Origin of the sequence: Mycobacterium sp. (assembly GCF_032159765.1) — a bacterium.
Classification (GTDB): domain Bacteria; phylum Actinomycetota; class Actinomycetes; order Mycobacteriales; family Mycobacteriaceae; genus Mycobacterium.
The window spans coordinates 1-18,295 of record NZ_JAVHWM010000039.1 but is presented as its reverse complement, the minus strand read 5'-3'; the positions used below and the strand labels follow the sequence as shown (position 1 = coordinate 18,295).

Here is an 18,295-nt window from a genome sequence, read left to right as displayed (position 1 = left end):
GAACTAGTGTGAAGTTGCCGACGTTTCCCGCTCGCCGGGTGTCGTCGGCACCTGGCTTCAACCACGGCGGAAGCAGCGACAATGAACGGCTCCATCGACTGGAAAGCGTTGCGGGATAAAGCGATTGACGCATCAAGTCACGCATACGCACCGTATTCGCGGTTCCCGGTCGGCGCCGCGGCACTGGTCGACGACGGCCGCGTCGTCGCGGGGTGCAATGTGGAAAATGTCTCATATGGCCTGGCTCTCTGCGCCGAGTGCGCGGTGGTCTGCGCGCTGCATTCGGGCGGCGGCGGACGGCTGGTGGCGCTGGCCTGCGTGGACGGCGCCGGCGCGACGCTGATGCCGTGCGGGCGTTGCCGTCAGGTGCTGATGGAGCACGGTGGGCCGCAGATGCTGATCGACCATCCCGACGGCCCGCGTCCCCTCGGAGAGCTGCTGCCGGACGCGTTCGGGCCGGAGCTGCCGTGAGGCATCTCGACGCGCCGACTGTGATCCGGCACAAACGTGATGGCGGCCACCTGACCGCCGAGGAGATCGACTGGGTGATCCGCGCGTACACCGACGGCGAGGTCGCCGACGAGCAGATGTCGGCTCTGCTGATGGCGATCTTCCTGCGGGGCATGGACCGCGACGAGATCGCGCGCTGGACCGCGGCGATGGTGGCGTCGGGCGAGCGGTTCGACTTCAGCGATCTGCGCCGCGACGGCAAGCCGTTGGCGCTCGTGGACAAGCACTCCACCGGCGGGGTCGGCGACAAGCTCACCCTGACGGTGGTCCCGGTCGTGATGGCCTGCGGGGGCGCGGTGCCCCAAGCCGCGGGACGGGGTCTCGGCCACACCGGTGGCACGCTGGACAAACTCGAGGCGATCCCGGGGTTCACCGCCGAGCTGTCCAAAGACCGGATCCGCCAACAGCTTTGCGACGTGGGCGCGGCGATCTTCGCGGCGGGCGAGCTGGCGCCGGCGGACCGCAAGATCTATGCGCTGCGCGACATCACGGGGACCACGGAGTCGCTGCCGTTGATAGCCAGCTCGGTGATGAGCAAGAAGATCGCAGAGGGGACGCAAGTGCTGCTGCTCGACTGCAAGGTCGGCTCGGGTTCGTTCCTGGCGACAGAGGACGAATCCCGCGAGTTGGCCCACGTGATGGTCGAGTTGGGCAAGGCGAACGGTGTGGTGACCCGTGCCCTGCTGACCGACATGAACGCCCCGCTGGGGTTCACGGTGGGCAACGCGTTGGAGGTGGTTGAGGCGATGGAGGTGCTGGCCGGCGGCGGACCCGACGAAGTGGCGGGGCTGACGCTGATACTGGCCGCCGAGATGCTCGACGCAGCGGGTCTTGACGCTCGCGACCCCGCGGCCACGCTGTACGACGGCTCCGCGATGGACTGCTTTCGCGCCCTGGTCGCCGCTCAGGGCGGCGATCTGACCGCGCCGCTGCCGCTCGGCGCGCACGTCGAAACCGTGACCGCCGACCGGGGCGGCACGATTGGTGACATCGACGCAATGGCGGTGGCGATGGCTGCGTGGCGGCTCGGAGCGGGCCGGGCGCGCCCTGGCGACCCTGTGCAACCCGGCGCCGGTGTGCGTCTACACAAGCGCCCCGGAGATACGGTGGTCGGGGGCGAGCCGGTGTTCACGCTCTACACCGACACGTCTGCGCGTCTGCCTGGGGCGCTGGCCGAGCTGGACGGGGCCTGGCGCATCACTGACGGCGAGTGTGTGGACCGTCCCCTCGTGATCGACAGGATCGTGTGATGACTACACCGCTGACCCTCGGCACCATCGGCCGGGCGCCCAAGGCGCTCCTGCACGACCACCTCGACGGCGGGTTGCGGCCGGCGACCGTTCTGGAACTGGCGGAGCAGTTCGGTTACGACGACTTGCCCGCCACGGATGTCGACGCACTGGCCGCGTGGTTTCGCAAGTCCGCGCACAGCGGATCGCTTGTGCGCTACCTCGAACCGTTCGCGCACACCGTTGCTGTGATGCAGACGCCGGCGGCGCTGTACCGGGTCGCTTTCGAGTGCGTCGAGGATCTGGCCGCAGACAACGTCGTGTACGCCGAGGTGCGGTTCGCGCCGGAACTGCACATCGATCAGGGCCTGTCGTTAGACGATGTCGTCGACGCGGTGCTGGCTGGATTCGCCGATGGCGAAAAGGCCGTCGGCCGAGACGGGCGCGGCATCACCGTGCGATGCCTGGTCACCGCCATGCGCCACGCCGCGCGGTCGCTGGAGATCGCCGAGCTGGCGATCCGATTCCGGGACAAGGGCGTCGTTGGCTTCGACATTGCGGGTGCGGAGGCCGGCTATCCACCCACCCGACATCTCGATGCGTTCGAGTACATGCGAAACCACAATGGGCGCTTCACCATTCATGCAGGAGAAGCATTCGGCCTGCCGTCGATCCACGAGGCGATCGCCTACTGTGGCGCGGACCGCCTCGGGCATGGCGTGCGGATCGTCGACGACATCACCGAGCGTGCCGACGGCACTTATCACCTTGGCAGGGTCGCGGCCATCGTGCGCGACAAACGAATTCCGCTAGAGATGTGCCCGAGCTCCAACGTGCAGACGGGCGCGGTCGCGAGCATTGCCGAGCATCCGTTCGATCGCTTGGCGCGCTTGCGGTTCCGGGTCACCGTCAACACGGACAACCGGCTGATGAGCGACACCACGATGAGCCAGGAGATGCTGCGGCTGGTCGAGACGTTCGGGTACGGCTGGAGCGATCTGGCGCGGTTCACGATCAACGCGATGAAGTCGGCGTTCATCCCGTTCGACGAGCGGCTGGCGATCATCGACGACGTGATCAAGCCGCGGTTCGCCGTGCTGATCGGGTAGCGGCTCGCCAGCGAAAATCGATCGATTTTGTCCGTTTGCTGAACACCACGGCACAAAAGGTTCACAGTTGGCAGATAGGTTCCTGTAAGGGGACTTTATCTGCGTAAACGTTAATTTAATACCGGGTTGCCCGAGTGTGCAACCGTCGCGGAGCTCTTCGTTGAGTTTGCTGTCTTCAGGAAAGGAAACGTCACCCCATGTCCCACAAAAAGTTTCTCGGCACCTCGGTGATAAGTTCGGCGATCGCAGCCGCCGCGCTCACGCTGGCGAGTCCAGCGTCGGCGCAAATCCTCGACCGGCGGATTGCCGTCGACTGCCCCCAACCGTTCAGTCAGGAATGCATGGCGGACGGCAAGGTGGCGGTGCCTGCAAATGGTGACCTGTTCATCGAGTTCAGGGGAGACCCCAAAGCCTGCGCAGACATCATCGGGCACATCTCCGTCAACGGCGTGGAGTTCGGATCCGGCCAGACCGGCCCCGGACGAAACAACTTCGCCTTCTACGTCAATGGGGCCGACGTACCCTCGTGGCCGGACAATCAATACCACATCGCGATGCGGGCCGACGGCGTGCCGGGCGGATGCAACACCGGGGCGATGAGTGGATGGGCAGGCATTCTGCACATCGAGACCGGCAGCGACGCTTAATAGAACTGACCGGCCGTGATACTGCTGAGCCGCAGGCAGTTTGGCGTGCTGTCCGGCCTGACGCTGGTGGCTGCCTGCTCTACGGAAGGGCAGAAGGAGCCGCCCCGGCCGGTGTCCGGGCACCCTCGCCTGTTGATCCGCGAATCCGATCTGGAGCGGTTGCGCGGTTGGGCGTCTGACTCGAATCCCGTTTACAAGGACGGCCTTTCGGTGCTTGTCGGTAAGGCCAAGAAGAGCATGGACGACGGACATGTGCCGGCCGAGGACGGCGGATCCGACGCGTATGAGACGTACCCGACGGAATGGTACGCCGAGCTATTCGCGTTCATGTCGCTGATCGAGCATGATCAGCCCGCCCGAGACGATTACGGGCGACGGGCGCGAAATCTGTTGATGCACATCGTCGATAAGGCGTCTCCCGGCGTCGGCGGCGACGACGAACCGTTTCGCGATCCGCGGTTCGCCACATTCGACCGATCGCGCTGGAACGGCGACGGGTTCGGCTTGACTGTCGACTGGGCCTATCCGTACTTCTCGGCTGACGACAAGCACCGCATCCGCGAGGTCTTCATGCGTTGGGCGGACGAGCAGTTCACCGCGTATCCGTCGGAGCAAGGTGGCGGCGGGGCGGCTGATTTCCGCAAGGACGGTCCGTACAACGATCGCGCGATGCTCGACAATCAGACCCATGTGCGCTGGGCAATGAACAACTACTACAACTCCCACATGCGCAACATGGGCCTGATGGCGATGGCCCTGGACGCCGGCGACGACCCCGGCGACCAGTTGCACAACTACCTGCGCAATGCCACGGGACAATGGCTGTACATGGCAGACCATGCGATGCGGACGGTCGCTTCAGGCGGTCTGTCGCCTGAGGGCACCGAATACTCCCTCACCGCACTGGCATTCCACGTGCAGTTCTTGGTTGCAATGCACACCGCCGGGCTGGATGACCCCGCCAAATGGGGCCCGCAGGTGGTTATGGGCGATAACCCTTTCTGGGCGGAGTCCATGACCGCGAACTTCCACACGTTGCCTCCCAAGCCGTCGCCGGCGCCGCCCGGTGCGAACGAGCCAGGGGACATCTATCAGGTGGCCGCGTTCGGAGACCTCCAGATATACGAGGCTCCGGACCTTACGAACACGCTTGGGCCCATGGCAATCTACGCCCGATCGCGTGGTGACCAAGCGACCGTCGACGCGGCCCGCTGGCACATGATCAACGTGCCCGCCGGCGGCGCGGGCGCCTTAATCGACCGCGTCGGCTCGACCGATCAGCTCAACACAGCGATTCTTTACTTTCTGACACTCGATCCGAGCGCGCCGGAGCCGAAGGACCCGCGGCCGGCGCTGCCGCTGGAGCACAAGGCAAGCGGGTTGAACCGCTTTTTCTCGCGCACGACGTGGTCCGAGGACGCGCGCATGTTCACCTACTCGCTGACGTGGAAGACAATCGATCACCAAGGCGGGGACGGCAACGAGTTCGAGTTCTTCCGCAACGGCGAATGGCTGACCAAGCAGCGCACCGGCTACGACACCACCTGGTACTCCGACTACCACAACACCCTGACAATCGAAAACGCGCCGCTGCCGCCCGAGAGCGAGGAGCGCTATCTGGATCTCGCGCGGCGCGGCACGCAGGTTCCAGACAGCCCGGCAGGTGACCCGACGCTCGTCGCGCAAAGCAGTGGCGATGAATATTTCTACGCGACCGGCGATGCGACACCGCTGTACAACTCGCCCTCGCTCGACCGCACCGAGGTCGCCCACGCCAGCCGGTCGCTGGTGTGGCTGAAACCCGATCGCGTCGTCGTCTACGACCGGGCCGAAACGCACACCGATGGGCGGTTCAAGCGGTTTTGGCTGCAGCTGCCCGCACCAGCAGAGGTAAGCGGCAACCGTGCAGTGATGAAAACGCCAGGGGGGCAACAACTGGTGAGCACCACGCTGCTACCGGAGGCCGCAGCGCCTGTCTCCACGCCTTCCGAACCCGACGCAGGCCGGCCGGCCGCCGGCGAGCCGATGCAGCACCGGTTGATGGTGGAGGCCCCGGGTGCCCCGCGGAGCACGCGCTTCCTCCATGTCGTGCAGGGTGCGGACGGTGGGGCCGTGCCTGATGCGGCCACGCTGCTCACGAGCCGGGCGGGCGTTCCGTACGTCGGCACGGCCTTCGGAGACACCGCCGTCTTGTTCCCGGTCAATCTCGGCGGCGACGTCGCGTCCACCACGGTCAACGTGCCGCAGGGCGTCAAGCGCATCCTCGTCACGGGTTTGACGAAGAGTGCGGGGTACCGCGTCGAGTCCGGGGGCTCCGAGGTGACCGTTACCGCGGGCGGCGCCACCCAAACGGATGGGGGCGGGGTACTCGTCGTCAGGCTGTGAACACTCGCGATGGCCAGCAGCTTTGCGTTTGGTGGGCGGTAGAGCACGCACGAGAAGTGTTTCACGCGTTAGGCCTCTAGTACCTCGATGAGCCGCTTGGCGAATTCCTCTGGGAGACCGAGGAACCCGCCGTGGTCACCGGGGAACTCAACGGGCTGGGTGCCGAGAAGGTCGGCCAGCGCGGTGGACGTCCGGTAGGTGATCAGGTGCCGGGAGTCCGCGCCGATGCCGACCACCACGCGTGCCGGCGACGCGGTCAATGCCGCGATGTCGGGGACGTACTCTGCGGTCGGGCGCAGCTCGTGGTCGAAGAATCGGGCGCTGTTCGCGAGGTTCTGCGCCGAGGGTTTCCCGGGAGCTTGAACGGGCGGGCCGTCGCCGCCGAGATCGAAGCCTGCGTTGTGCATGAACTTCATCCAGGCCGCGCCGATGCCCTGCGCGTGGAACGTCTCGACGATGTCGTCGGTCTTCGCGCGCTGCTCGGCAGCGTCGGGCAAAAGCTCCAGCAGCGGCGACTCGTGAGCGACGAGCGTGCGAATGCGATCGGGATGCCGAGCGACCATGGCCAGCCCGGTGACCGCCCCGCCGCTGGAACCGAATACGTCCGCGGAGTCGGCCCCGACCGCGTCGAGGATGGCGACGACGTCGTCGGCGCGCAGGTCGGGCGTGGAGTCCTGCTCGGGGTCGTCGACCGGGCTGGCCGAGATGCCGCGCGGGTCGTAGGTGATGACGGTACGGCTGACCGCCAGGGCGTCGGCCAGGCCCGCGAATTCGCCCGCGGCCATCGGCGATCCGATCACCGCGAGGACGGGGCCGCTTCCGCGGACTTCGTAGTGCAGTCGGGCGCCCGGCACCGCAAGGGAGTGTGTGGTGTGCGTCATGGCTTTATCGACTCTTGTCGGCCCGGAAACTCATCGTCGACTACGCATCGTCGAAGAGAGCGCGGGCCACCACATCGACCAATGCGGCCCGCGCCCGCCGGTCGCTCCATCTCCGGTTGACGGTGAGCGAGCGGTACGGCCCCGTACTGTGGCTAAGCGCCCACCATAGGTCCACCGCATCCCCGATCGAGACCCGCAGCCCCCCTGCCTCTGCGAGGAGCTGCACGAGCCCTCGGAGGTCGCTGCGCCGGCGGCGTTCCAGTTCGTCGTGAAGCTCGGCGATCTCCGGATCGGATGCGGCCACTGAGCGCACGATCTCGTCGACCGGCGCAACGCGGCGGAGAACGTCACGACTGGCATCGAACATCAACTCGAGTCGGCGCCGCTGGTTGGGCTCGGCCTTCACCTGCTCAAGCCAGTCCCCGGTCTGCCATGCGTCGGTGCTGGGTGCTCCGGCGGACGCCTGCTCGACCAACGTGCGCAACACGTCTCGCTTGGTGCCGAAGACGGCGTACACGGTCTCCGGCGACACCTCGGCGCGCGCGGCGATCTGCGCGATCGTGGTTGCCGCATAGCCGTTCTCGATGAATGCAGCCTTCGCGGCATCGACGATCGCCGCGCGGGTTGCCTCACGCTGGCGGGTGCGCGCCGACGAGCGGTATTGCCGACGAGGCTTGACTTCCTCAGGCATTTCGATACAGTGCCACTGTAGTTATTCCACTGATGCTGCAATCAAGGAAGTGCATCATGACATTCCACCACGTAGCGATCGCGACGAGCAACCTTGACGCGGCACACCGGTTCTACACAGAGGCAATGGGTTTTCGGCTGTCCCATGTCGAAGCCGGCGACGCGCCCGAGGGCGACGCTTGGTTCCGGCACGTCTTCTACGACACTGGCGATGGCTCGATGCTCGCCCTCTTCGACCTGCACGGCGATCGCTACGTGGGCATGGATCTCGCCATCTCGCGTGGCCTCGGTCTGCCTAACTGGGTGAACCACATTGCATTTGGCGCCGACGACCTGACCAGCCTCAACGCGGCGCAGGACCGTTGGCTGGCACATGGCTTGGACGTGATGCGCGTCGACCACGGCATGGTGATCTCGATCTACACTCACGACCCCGATGGCAACTTCATCGAGCGCAGCTTGTGGGTGCATCAGCCAAGCGCGGCTGACGCGCTGCAGGCGGAGTCACTGTTGCGCGATCCGAACCCGCCGCGCACCAGTCCGCTCAAGATCGAATTCTTCGCAGCGCGAAGCGAACCGGTGCCGTCGGCGTAGGACCGTCAGGGGAACACTCGAGGCATCGTCGGATCTTGGCCTCCAGGCCCTCTGACTCGCAAAGATCTTGGGAGATCGATACTTTGGCAATCCCCGCGATGTCGGTGGGCGTCGCTTCGCGAACCAACAATTCGGCCATTGTTGGGCAAGTGTAGGAGATCACTCGTCTCCCTCGTCTTCATCGTCGTCGTTTCGGAGGTAGCGCTGTGGGTGCCAGTAGCCGTTGGTGGTGGGTTTGCCGAAGTCCAGGTGTGGTGGGGGGATCCATTCGGTGATGCCGTTGGCGGTTTTGCGGGTGGTCCAGCCGTCTTGGTCGAGGAGGCGGTGGTCGGGTCCGCAGGCGAAGGTCAGGTTGTCGATGTCGGTGCGCCCGCCGCGGGCCCATTGGTTGACGTGGTGGACCTCGCAGAGGTATCCGGGTGCGGTGCAGCCGGGTCGGCTGCAGCCGCGGTCTTTGGCGTGCAACACAATCCGCTGCGCGGGGGTGGCGATGCGTTTGGTTTCGGCCAGATACAGTTCGCGGCTGGTGTGTTTGTCGTAGATGCGTAGGTAGTGCCGGGCGTGGCTGGCCATGCGGATCAGGTCGGACATGGGCACGATGGTGCCGCCACCGGTGTGGGCGACCCCGGCCGCAGACTCTAGTTCTTGCAGTGTGGTGGAGACCACCACGGATACCGGCAGCCCGTGGTGGGAGCCGAGCTGGCCGCAGGACAGCATGGCGCGGCACAGCGCGTAGAGGGCGTCGTGGTTGCGCTGGGCGGTGCTGCGGGTGTCGGCGTGTTGGGCGGCCTCGGAGGGTTCGCCGTCGAGGACTGGTGACTCATCGGCGGGATTGCAAATGCCGGGCGCGGCCAACTTGGACAGCGCGGCGTCCAGGGTGGCGCACAGCTCGGGAGTGATGCGGCCCCTGATCGGGCTCGTGCCGTCGATGCCTTGGCGCCCGATGGTGATGCCGCGGGCCTGAGCGCGGTCCTCGTCGGTGAAATTGCCGTCGGGGTTGAGGCAGTCGGCCAATTTGTCGGCCACCTCGCGTAGTTCATCCGGGCGCAGGGTGGCGGCGTGGGTGGCCAACGATTCCTCCGCCTTGTCGCGGGCGGGGGCGTCGACCCAGGCGGGCAGTTGGTGGAAGAACCGGGCGATCTCGCGGACGTGTTCGGTGCTGATCGATCCGGCGTGCTGGGCGGCCGCGGTGGCTTCCCATACCGGTGCCAGTGGTTCCCCGGTGATCGCGCGCCGCGCGCCCAGCGTCTCGGCGTCGGCGATGCGCCGGTGGGCTTCGTCGGGCCGGATCCGCAGCCGGTCGGCCAGGTAGCCCTTCAGGGATCCGCCGACCTGCTCGGCGGTGGCCTGCCCGGCCGCGGCGTTGATGGCGGCGTGCTCGACGACGGGCAGCAGGTTGCGCACGGCTTGCACGGCGTCCAACACCGTGCACACGTCGGCGAACCCGAGCGCGTCCAGGTCGGGGGCCACGGCGACCAGGTTGGCCACCGCGGCGCTGACCCCGTCGACGGCGGCCATCACCGCCTGCCTGCCGGGCACCGAACTCGAACGCATATTCGAATACTAACCCCACCCACCTACAACCGACGCACCCATCCACAACTCAAAACCCCTGTGGATAACCACGTTTCGACCGAACCGATCTGTCGGAGCGCTGTGCTAGGGGACAGCGCGCACGTATCGTTGAGCTTCGTGATCAACGGCGCGCATGTGATCGTCTACAGCTCCGACCCCGCGGCCGACCTTGCGTTCTTCCGGGATGTCCTGGGATTCCCGTACGTCGATGCCGGCGGCGGGCGCCTGTTCTTCAAACTCCCGCCTAACGAGCTAGCGGTGCACGAAGCGGACACAGGCGGCGCGCACGAGCTCTACCTGACGTGCGACGACATCACCGAAACCATCGCGCAGCTGACTAACAAGGGCGTGAAGTGCACTCCACCCGCCGACCGGGGCTGGGGAATCATGACGACAGTCACGCTGCCAGGCGGCGGCGAACTCGGCATCTACGAACCGCGCCACCCGCGCGCCACCGACCTGTAGAGCCTGTAGAACTACTCCTTGCGCAGCCGCGATTCGACGAAGGCCTCCAGCTCTCCCCACTTTCCGACGGCCTTGGCGTACGGCGGCTTCGGCTTGGACACCGCGTCCGGGTCGAGCACATGGCCCACCAGCTTGCCGAGGTCGGTGTCGGGCTTCAGCGCCTCTTCGACTATCGAGTCCTCGGAATAGTCTCCGACATCGCGGAGCAATTCGACGGCCAGCTCGAGCTGCTCACGGTCGATCGCGTCCGGGCCCTCGGCCAGATCGTCGGTAACTCCGGTCAGCACGTACACGTTGTCCTCGGTCACGTCGACGCGCAGTGACCCGTCGGTGGCCGCCGTGCGGATGTCGTCGTATGTCGCGAGGTCGGATAGATCGTGGTCGTGTTCGTCGGCGAGGTACCGCGCGAGCGCACGTTCCGAGCCGAACACGCTGATCCGGCCGTTGCGGCCGAGGAAGATCGGCGTTTCCTCGAGGTAGCAGCGCAGCGTGAAATACGTTCCGCCGCTTGTCATCATCCGGATCGGATCGATGCCGACCTTTCCCCAGAAGTCCTCGTCGGCGCCGAGCACGACGTGGTCGGCAGGAGCGGTTTCCTCCGCCTCGTCGGCCTCATCGGCCTCGGCTTCCTCGTCGGCCTCCTCGGTCTCGTCGGTCTCCGGCTCGATGCTGGCGTCGTCGTCGTCAACCTCTTCTTCCTCTGGAGGCGGCTCCTTGAGTTCGGCCTCGGCCTTCGCAGACGCCGCGCTGTCGACCTCGGGGGTCGTGAACACCTCCGAGACCGCGTCGATGACCTTCTCCCAGCCCCTGCCGATGACGCTGCCGATCTCGCTCCAGCGCTTCTGGCCCGCTTTGTCGGAAAAGGTGTCGACGCCGCCGGACACCGTGGCCAGCACCGGGTTGCCGTTGAAGAACTTGCTGACCGCGGGCAGCTCACATACCGACCCGATCGAGGAGACGATCGAGAGCGTGCCCGCCAGCTGTTCCACCGATTCGGCTGTGGGCTTCTCCGCCAGCAGCTCGTACACCTTGATCAGGTCATAGCGGTTGTCGTCTGACGGGTTCAGCTTGTGTGCCGAGAGCGCCGTGAGCTTTTCCCACGCCGGGTGGTCGTCGAGGTCATTGGACGCTCCCGAGCGAACGAACGCGATGAGGTCGGAAGCCGAATCGAACACGTACAGGTCGTCCTCGTTGCCGAGGAACGCTTCCCACTCGTCGTCGGCGTCGCGCCACCGGGGTGCATACAGCGTGAACACGTCACGCTCGTCCAAAGCCAGCTCGATAGGGACTATGTCAGCCACGGGCCACACTCTAATCAAAGAGGCATGTGCGACTTCCATGAGTCGTGGGCGCAAAGGAACGCAATGAACGATGTCGGCCACCACCAATCGCCTGCCCCGCCCCGGTCTGCGTGGTAGGACCGTTGCGAAGAGTCACATCGGAGAGGACGAGCCATGACCCGAGTTACTCGTCTGGCGGTTGTCGCCCTGACGGCGATTGTGGCGGCTGCCTGCTCGCCGGCGACGCAGGCGCCACCACCCTCGTCGAGCGGCGGCCCCGCGCCGTCGACGCAGAAAGCGACGCAAATGGCCGCTCATGGTGTCGAGGCGAAGCTCGGGGAGATCCCGTGGGCGCAGGTAGGCCCGGGATGGCTTCTGGCGATATGGAGCCCGGTCACCGGGAAAAGCACCGGCCAGACCCCGGGGCCGGGTGAGCCGACGCGCGAGACGTCCACGACGTCGCTGTACCTCGTCAACCCGGCAGGCGGCCGTTATGCGATCGCCACGTTCCCCCCGCCGGGCGAGCAGGCGGCCCCGGACTTGGTCGACTGGTCGGGCGACGGCAGCCATGCCCTGTTCTTCACCCGGTCTGAAAGGCCAACGGCCACAATGATCGACCTGCACACGGGGACGCAGACCACAATCGATGTCAAGGACGAGCCGCGGTACACCAAGCCTGAAGGCAAGGCGTTGCTGATCTCCACGTCACGCAGCGGCGATAACCCCGGGACGCTCGAGCGGGTCGATCTCACCGGCAAGTCGCAGCTGATGTATCCGACCGACAAACTCCCGGGCATGTTCACCGGCCAGTACCTGATGACACCTGACGGAAAGCAACTTGTGCTCGGCACGACGGCGGGTCTGGTCATGATGGGCAACGACGGAGCGGCGGGCGCGAAGTTGCCGGTCCCGAACGAGAGCGACTGCAGCCCACTGCGGTGGTGGGATGGCAACGCCGGCACCACGCTTCTTGCGAGATGCAATGACTCTCAATATGTGTCGCGCCTGTGGCTGGTGCCCATCGGCGGCGCCGCACCGAGCCCGCTCACCGCGCCGAACAAGGGCGAGAACAGCCCCGACCTCGCAGACCTGAACGCATGGAAGCTTTCGGCGGGCACGTTCGTCCAGGCCGCCGGCGGGTGCGGATTCGTCTATCTCGCCAAGCTCAATCCGGACGGCACCACGTCCCAGGTAGCGGTTCCCGATGTCGACAACCACAAGAGTGTCAGCGTGGTGGGTGTCGACGGAGGCAACCTCGACCTGCGCGCCAGCGCCGCGTGCGGGGGTGGCCAATTGGTGGTCAACTACGACCCGGCCGCCAACAAATCGACCGTCCTGCTCGGGGAGCCTCTTAACGGCGGCGGCGTGGGATCGGTTCTGCCGTACCCGGGCCAGGGTTAGGGACCCGGTCATGGTGAAAAGCTGGCGCATGCTCGGGCAGGCGGTTGTGGTGGCCGCCGTCGCGTTCGCGGGATGGGGAAGCGGGGTCGCCGCCGCGCAGTCGGCGTGTGCGGATCTGGGCGGAACGGTCGGCGCCGACCAGGTGTGCCATGTCCGCGTGGCCGAGTCGACCTACGTCTACGAGATCGCGTTTCCGTCCGACTATCCCGATCAGCAGCCGGTGACCGACTACCTGAGGCAGGAGCGCGACTCGTTCGTCGACTTCGTCACCACGCGGCCGTCCCGCTCGGATCTTCCGTATGAGCTTGACGCGAAAGGTGCGACGTACCAGCCGGGATCACCGCAACCCGGCACCACGAGCCTGGTATTCCGGGTGTACAGCGAAACCGGTGGGGCCCATCCGATTCACTACTTCAAGACGTTCAATTACGACCTGAGCAGAGGTGTGCCGATCACGTTCGACACCTTGTTCACGCCCGGGGCCGCATCGCTGGACGTGATCTACCGCGCGGTGGTCAGCCGGCTGAAGAAGCGCGTTCCGGAGGAGGAGATGTACGGCGGCCATGATGTGAAGACCTACCAGGATTTCGCGATCACCGACGACGCGGTGATCTTCTTCTTCGATCAGGGCGAGGTTCTTTCGCAGGTGGCCGGGCCGATCGAAATCCCTGTGCCCCGAAGCGAACTCGCATCGATCTTGGCGTGAGGATGAATCGGCTTAGTACTTAGGAAGATCCAATGCCATCCAGCGCAGCCGTGCAAGCCATGCGAATGGCCTTCTCTGAACCGCGACGGTTGACCGCGGAGTCAGCGTCATGCCTACTCGCGGGGGCTGACGCTTTCGACGCCATGGAGGGGTGGCTCGACTTTCGCAGCCGCATGCACAACGACCACGGGCCGATGCTCTACGCCGGGACTGCAGCCAAACGACTGCGGGGATTTGCCCGTACGCTGAAACAGCGCATGGCAGCGGGTGCTAACGCAAAGGACTCCGAGTCGTCGTTAGAGGAATGCCGCTTCGTGATGGCGATCGCCGACGCTCTCGATGAACTTCAGAATCAGAGGGCTGCAGCCGAGGGTCGCGATATCGGCGCTTACGACCACGAATCTGGTGAGACGATCGCAATCCTCAGTGGCAGCGGCGACGCTCGCTTGATCCCGCCAGATGACTTCTCAGGCATGACTACTGAAGAGCTCATGGCCGAATACGAACGGAGCAGAGACCGGTTGGTGCGGAGCCTCGACGAGCGGGACGCTCGGGAACGGGAGGCCCGGAAGGGCCGGCAGCCCGGCGACTAGTCCGTCACCTCTCAGGCGAACGAGCTCAAATACCGCAATTTGCGGCTGATTCCGGCTATCTCGCGCGCGATGCTGCGCAGCGCCGCGCGATCGTGCGGCGCGAGCTCTGACAGCGACACCACATCCGAGGGCGCGCGTCCGTCGGCAAGAAAGCCGGCACGCGTCCGCCACCGGAACCCCTCCAACCATTCGAAGCATTCCCGCAAGCTCGCGGCATCGTCGGGTTCCAGGGTCCCGGCGCCTGCGGCATCGTCGATGCGGCGCAGCGTCGACGTCGACGAAGACCCCGCGGCCAGGCCCGCCCATCGCGCGATCTTCACGGCCGGGTCAACGGCGGCCCGCTTGAGGTCGACGGCGTCGGACTGCCCGGCGAAAATCCTTAGGCGCGAAGGGAAATGCGCCCGAAGTGCCGTCGCGTCCTGCAACAGCGCTTGCCGCGCCAGGTGGCTGTTTCCGACGGCTTCGACGGTCAGCGTTCGCAATGCGTCGTCAGCCACGTCCAGGGGGCCTGCCAGACGGGTCGAATCCGACATCAGGCCGATCATCACGACGCCGCGGTCGGCACGGGGATCGTCGGCCCAGAGGGTGATTCCTTCTGTCCAGCTCCGCATCCGTCTGCAGAACCGCGGCCGGCTGGCCAGCACCCCGTTCGCATCTCCGCCGATGCCGCACCGGTCGAGCACCGCGTGCACATCCGCCGCGCGCGCGAGCATCCCCGCCTTGCCGTCCTCGTCGACGTCGTCGCCGATCACGAGCATGGTCTCGAGATCCGAACCGGGCGCCGCCTCTCCGCGCGCCACGCTGCCGGACACGTACCAGGCCCACGACAGCTCGGCAGTGCCGGGAACAAGCCGCACGGCGGCGCTGACCGCGTGCCGCAGCGCATCGGCCCAGCGCGAGGCCAGTTCGATGGGATTGGCGCGCGAGCCGGTGGCGACCGCCGCGGCCGCACCCTGGACCGCGGAGCGCAGCGCTGCCTCGTCGCAGGCGTCGTCGATCGCGGCGAGGGACATGCCGACGATTCTTGCTCGCGTCGGCCGTTCACGTCACATCGTCGTCATCTTCACGAAACGAATCCAGTGATAACGCGGGTTACGTTTTGGCGGCAATTGACGTTTCACCAGGGAGGTTCGGATGACTGCCAGCCCTAATGCTCTTCGCGCAAGCGGCTCATCGCCGCTTGACCCGGCGATCTCGTCGGCAGATGACGCCGCGACACTCGAGGAGCTCGGCTACACGCAGGAATTGCACCGCGGCGTCGGTGGATACGCGTCGTTCGCCTCCGGCTTCTCCTTCGTGTCGATCCTCACCACGGTGTTCGCCTTCTTCCCGTTGGGCTTCTCGCTGGGCGGCCCCGCGTTCTTCTTCACCTGGATCATCGTCTTCATTTGCCAGTTCTCGGTGTGCCTCGTGTTCGCCGAACTCTCCGGCAAGTTCCCGGTGGCCGGGGCGATCTACCAATGGTCACGACGCCTGGCGGGCAACGCGGTTGGCTGGTTTGCCGGCTGGTTCATGCTGATCGGGTACATCGTGTCGGTGGCGGCGCTGGCGATCGCGATGCAGACCGTGCTGCCGCCGATCTGGTCTGGCTTCCAGCTTGTGGGTTCGGACATGGACCCGCTCTCGGTCGACGGCGCTACCAACGGCATTCTTCTCGGTTCCATCACGATCATCCTGTGCACGATCATCAGCGCGGCCGGCGTGCGGTTCATGGCCCGCATCACGGTGACCGGTGTCACGCTGGAGATCATCGGCGTCGTCCTGATCATCGGCGCGATGTTCTTCACTGCCGAGCGCGATCCGGCAAAGGCCGTCCTCGACACCGGTGGTCACGGCCATGGGTTCGGATATCTGCCCGCGTTCCTGGCGTCGATGTTGATGGCCGCCTATGTCATGTACGGATTCGACAGTGCCGCAGAACTTTCCGAGGAAACACGGAATCCGCGGCGCACCGCGCCGAAAGCGATCGTCAACGCCCTGCTGGTGTCGTTCGTCGGTGGCGGCCTGATGATCGTCGCGGCGTTGATGGCTGCCCCGGACTTGGGTGATGACTTGGCAACTGGCGGCATCGCATGGGTGATCGAAAGCCAGCTCGACACCTGGTTGGGCAAGACCCTGCTGGGCCTGGTCGCGGTCGCCATGTTCTCGGCCACCCTGGCGATCCAGGCGTCCGCGTCGCGGGTGATGTTCTCGATGGCGCGCGACAACCGGCTGCCGTTCAGCTCTGCGCTGGCCAAGGTCAACAAGCGCACCGGCACTCCGGTGATCACCGGCACCGTCGTCAGTGCGTTGGCGATTCTGGTGCTGCTGGTCAACATCGGTCAGTCGAGTGTGTTCGCCGCGATCGCCTCGGTGTCGGTGGTCATCGTGTACCTGGCCTACCTGATGGTGACCGTGCCCGCACTGATCCATCGGCTGAGGGGCACGCGCCTGTCGTACGGGCCGCCGATCATGGACCTCGGGAAGTGGGCGATCCCGGTGAATCTGACTGCCGTCGTGATGGGCGTGTTGTTGACGATCAACATCGGCTGGCCGCGCCAAGAGGTGTACGATCCGGCAGGCACATCCTGGGTGCTCCAGTATTTCGCGGTGATCTTCGTCGCGCTGACCCTCGTGGTCGGATACGTCGCCTACCGCGTCGTGAAAGACCGTGAGGGAGCACCGGTTCCGGAGGACGCTCTCGTCGGCGTCAAGAAGTAACCGGCCCTACGTTGCCTGCGGGCCCCACGCGTGGCGGTCCATCTGCGCGGCTTTGCGGCCGAGCTTGCCTGTAGCGACCATCACGGCCAGGCTGTCCAGAATGATGCGCGAGCTCAGCAGCGCGGTCTGTTCGGCCCAATCGTAGGGCGGCGCGCACTCGACCACCTCGAGCCCGCAAAGTCCTTCGGCGGCAATGCCTCTGATGAGGTTGATGGCTTCGCGGGGCAGTAGGCCGCCGGGTTCCGGCCAGCCGGTTCCCGGCACGAAACCCGCGTCGATCACATCGATGTCGAACGACAGGTAGACCGCTTCGGCGTCCTTCCACGCGGTTTCCAGCGCGAGCTCGACCACCTTCTCCACTCCGACGCGCTCGAAGTCGCCGACGGTGATGACGGTGGTGCCGCGCTCACGCCCGACTTTCACGCCCGCGCGGGGCGCTTGCCAGCCGCCGATGCCGACCTGCACGAGGTTGGTGGCCGGTGCGTTCTTGATGTTCGTCGCATGGAACCACGGCGTGGTGTGCATGCGCTCGTCGAGGTCGGTTTCCTGGGTGTCGACGTGGCGGTCGAAGTGGATGATCCCGATGTTGCCGTCGACGTGCGGGGCGATCCCGCGGATCGTCGGATACCCGATCGAGTGGTCGCCGCCGAGCACCACAGGGAAGACGCCTCGGCTGTACACGTGCGAGATGGCCTGGCTGATCTGGTCGAACGACTTCTCCAGGTTGCCCGGGATCGTGAAGACATCGCCGACGTCGACGATGTTGAGCTGTTCGCGCAGGTCCACACCGAGCTCGTAGCAGTATGTGCCGAAGAGGTTCGTCGAGCGGCGGATGCCCTGCGGGCCGAAGCGGGCACCGGGCCGGTACGTCGCACCGGAGTCCAGCGGGGCGCCGAACACCGCCACCTCGGCGTCGGTGACCTGGTTGACGTCCTCGATATAGGGACAGTTCAGGAACGTCCCGCGCTCGCCGGCGAAGTGGGGTAGCTCGCCACGGGAAAACGTCGGAATTGTCTTGTCCACCAACGTCGGTGAACCCTGGAGGCCGAACGCGAGCCCGCGTTGGATTTCCTCGTCGTGGCGGTGCAGCGAGATCAGCGCCTCGGCCTCCTGCGCCCACCGGCCCTGGCTGGCGGCGAACCCGTCGCTGTGCGAATGGTCATGGTCAGTCACCAAGGGACTATCGCACTTTGCGTCGGGGCGCGCTCGCCGACCCATTCCCCCTTGGTCGGGCGCCCGGATGGCTAGTCTTGTTTACAGCCGATTCACAGGATCGCGGGGTGACCGCTATGACGACGACGTTCCCGACGCAGCAGCCGGGGCTCAACTACCTGACCGAGGGGGGCACCGAGACCGAGATCTTGTACAAGTACGGCTACGACCTCCCGGAGTTCTCCATGCTTCCGTTGCTCGACAACCCGGATGCCATGGCCGAGTTGAGGAGGATGTTTGTCCGCTACCTCGATACCGCCGCCCGGAACGGGTTCGGCGTGGTGATGGGGGGACTCGACTACCGAGCGAGCCCCGATT

General features: G+C 65.8%; 17 protein-coding genes and 1 pseudogene. 12 read left to right on the top strand and 6 right to left on the bottom strand.

The window, feature by feature from the left end:
• The first annotated feature begins 81 nt into the window (after positions 1-81).
• The 5 genes from QOH60_RS04305 to QOH60_RS04285 all read left to right on the top strand — a co-directional run bounded on the left by QOH60_RS04305 (position 82) and on the right by QOH60_RS04285 (position 5,880).
• Positions 82-471 (top strand): cytidine deaminase, encoded by a 390-nt coding sequence (locus QOH60_RS04305; protein ID WP_526417465.1) that lies wholly within the window; start codon positions 82-84, stop codon positions 469-471.
• Positions 468-1,760 (top strand): thymidine phosphorylase, encoded by a 1,293-nt coding sequence (locus QOH60_RS04300; RefSeq protein ID WP_526417463.1) that lies wholly within the window; start codon positions 468-470, stop codon positions 1,758-1,760. The genes QOH60_RS04305 and QOH60_RS04300 overlap by 4 nt, the downstream gene beginning before the upstream one ends.
• Positions 1,760-2,848, top strand: coding sequence for an adenosine deaminase (locus tag QOH60_RS04295; RefSeq protein ID WP_526417461.1), 1,089 nt, complete (start codon positions 1,760-1,762; stop codon positions 2,846-2,848). Before QOH60_RS04300 ends, QOH60_RS04295 begins: the two co-directional genes overlap by 1 nt.
• A 197-nt stretch (positions 2,849-3,045) precedes the next feature.
• Complete coding sequence (locus tag QOH60_RS04290; protein ID WP_526417459.1) at positions 3,046-3,495, top strand: hypothetical protein; 450 nt, start codon at positions 3,046-3,048, stop codon at positions 3,493-3,495.
• 15 nt (positions 3,496-3,510) lie between these two features.
• Positions 3,511-5,880 carry a hypothetical protein gene (locus QOH60_RS04285; protein WP_526417457.1) on the top strand — a complete coding sequence of 790 codons (2,370 nt, stop codon included), beginning with the start codon at positions 3,511-3,513 and terminating at the stop codon, positions 5,878-5,880.
• Between the two features lie 68 nt (positions 5,881-5,948).
• Here QOH60_RS04285 and QOH60_RS04280 read toward each other — a convergent pair whose 3' ends face one another.
• Positions 5,949-6,761, bottom strand: coding sequence for an alpha/beta fold hydrolase (locus tag QOH60_RS04280; RefSeq protein WP_526417455.1), 813 nt, complete (start codon positions 6,759-6,761; stop codon positions 5,949-5,951).
• Between the two features lie 40 nt (positions 6,762-6,801).
• A complete protein-coding gene (locus QOH60_RS04275) occupies positions 6,802-7,452 on the bottom strand; it encodes a TetR/AcrR family transcriptional regulator (RefSeq protein WP_526417453.1) in 651 nt (216 codons plus the stop codon).
• Positions 7,453-7,508: 56 nt separating this feature from the next.
• Here QOH60_RS04275 and QOH60_RS04270 point away from each other — a divergent pair, with 56 nt between their 5' ends.
• Entirely contained in the window at positions 7,509-8,045 is a 537-nt protein-coding gene (locus QOH60_RS04270) for a VOC family protein (RefSeq protein ID WP_526417450.1), read from the top strand.
• 159 nt (positions 8,046-8,204) lie between these two features.
• Here QOH60_RS04270 and QOH60_RS04265 read toward each other — a convergent pair whose 3' ends face one another.
• Positions 8,205-9,599: an HNH endonuclease signature motif containing protein gene (locus QOH60_RS04265; RefSeq protein WP_526417448.1), complete on the bottom strand. Its 1,395-nt coding sequence runs from the start codon at positions 9,597-9,599 to the stop codon at positions 8,205-8,207.
• A 138-nt stretch (positions 9,600-9,737) separates the two neighbouring features.
• Between QOH60_RS04265 and QOH60_RS04260 the strand changes: the two genes are divergently transcribed.
• Complete coding sequence (locus QOH60_RS04260; protein WP_526417446.1) at positions 9,738-10,085, top strand: VOC family protein; 348 nt, start codon at positions 9,738-9,740, stop codon at positions 10,083-10,085.
• 11 nt (positions 10,086-10,096) lie between these two features.
• Here the strand turns inward: QOH60_RS04260 and satS are convergent, their stop codons facing one another.
• On the bottom strand, positions 10,097-11,425 hold the full coding sequence (satS, locus tag QOH60_RS04255; RefSeq protein WP_526417444.1) for a protein export chaperone SatS: 1,329 nt from the start codon (positions 11,423-11,425) through the stop codon (positions 10,097-10,099).
• Between the two features lie 114 nt (positions 11,426-11,539).
• Between satS and QOH60_RS04250 the strand changes: the two genes are divergently transcribed.
• Genes QOH60_RS04250 through QOH60_RS04240 form a run of 3 tightly spaced genes read left to right on the top strand, consistent with a single transcriptional unit; the run spans position 11,540 to position 14,065 of the window.
• Positions 11,540-12,766, top strand: a complete 1,227-nt coding sequence (locus QOH60_RS04250) for a hypothetical protein (protein WP_526417442.1) — start codon at positions 11,540-11,542, stop codon at positions 12,764-12,766.
• Between the two features lie 10 nt (positions 12,767-12,776).
• Positions 12,777-13,472, top strand: a complete 696-nt coding sequence (locus QOH60_RS04245; RefSeq protein WP_526417440.1) for an esterase — start codon at positions 12,777-12,779, stop codon at positions 13,470-13,472.
• 32 nt (positions 13,473-13,504) lie between these two features.
• The gene (locus QOH60_RS04240) at positions 13,505-14,065 is read left to right on the top strand and encodes a hypothetical protein (RefSeq protein ID WP_526417438.1); all 561 of its coding nucleotides are present in this window, start codon (positions 13,505-13,507) and stop codon (positions 14,063-14,065) included.
• Between the two features lie 11 nt (positions 14,066-14,076).
• Here the strand turns inward: QOH60_RS04240 and QOH60_RS04235 are convergent, their stop codons facing one another.
• On the bottom strand, positions 14,077-15,078 hold the full coding sequence (locus QOH60_RS04235) for a putative nucleotidyltransferase substrate binding domain-containing protein (protein WP_526417436.1): 1,002 nt from the start codon (positions 15,076-15,078) through the stop codon (positions 14,077-14,079).
• Positions 15,079-15,199: 121 nt separating this feature from the next.
• Between QOH60_RS04235 and QOH60_RS04230 the strand changes: the two genes are divergently transcribed.
• Positions 15,200-16,765 carry an amino acid permease gene (locus QOH60_RS04230; protein ID WP_526417434.1) on the top strand — a complete coding sequence of 522 codons (1,566 nt, stop codon included), beginning with the start codon at positions 15,200-15,202 and terminating at the stop codon, positions 16,763-16,765.
• A 6-nt stretch (positions 16,766-16,771) separates the two neighbouring features.
• On the opposite strand, the gene QOH60_RS04225 is transcribed toward QOH60_RS04230, so the two are convergent.
• Complete coding sequence (locus QOH60_RS04225; protein WP_526417432.1) at positions 16,772-17,938, bottom strand: agmatinase family protein; 1,167 nt, start codon at positions 17,936-17,938, stop codon at positions 16,772-16,774.
• A gap of 116 nt (positions 17,939-18,054) precedes the next feature.
• On the opposite strand from QOH60_RS04225, the pseudogene QOH60_RS04220 reads away from it, so the two are divergent.
• Positions 18,055-18,295, top strand: a pseudogene (locus QOH60_RS04220) (homocysteine S-methyltransferase family protein); the annotation flags it as partial.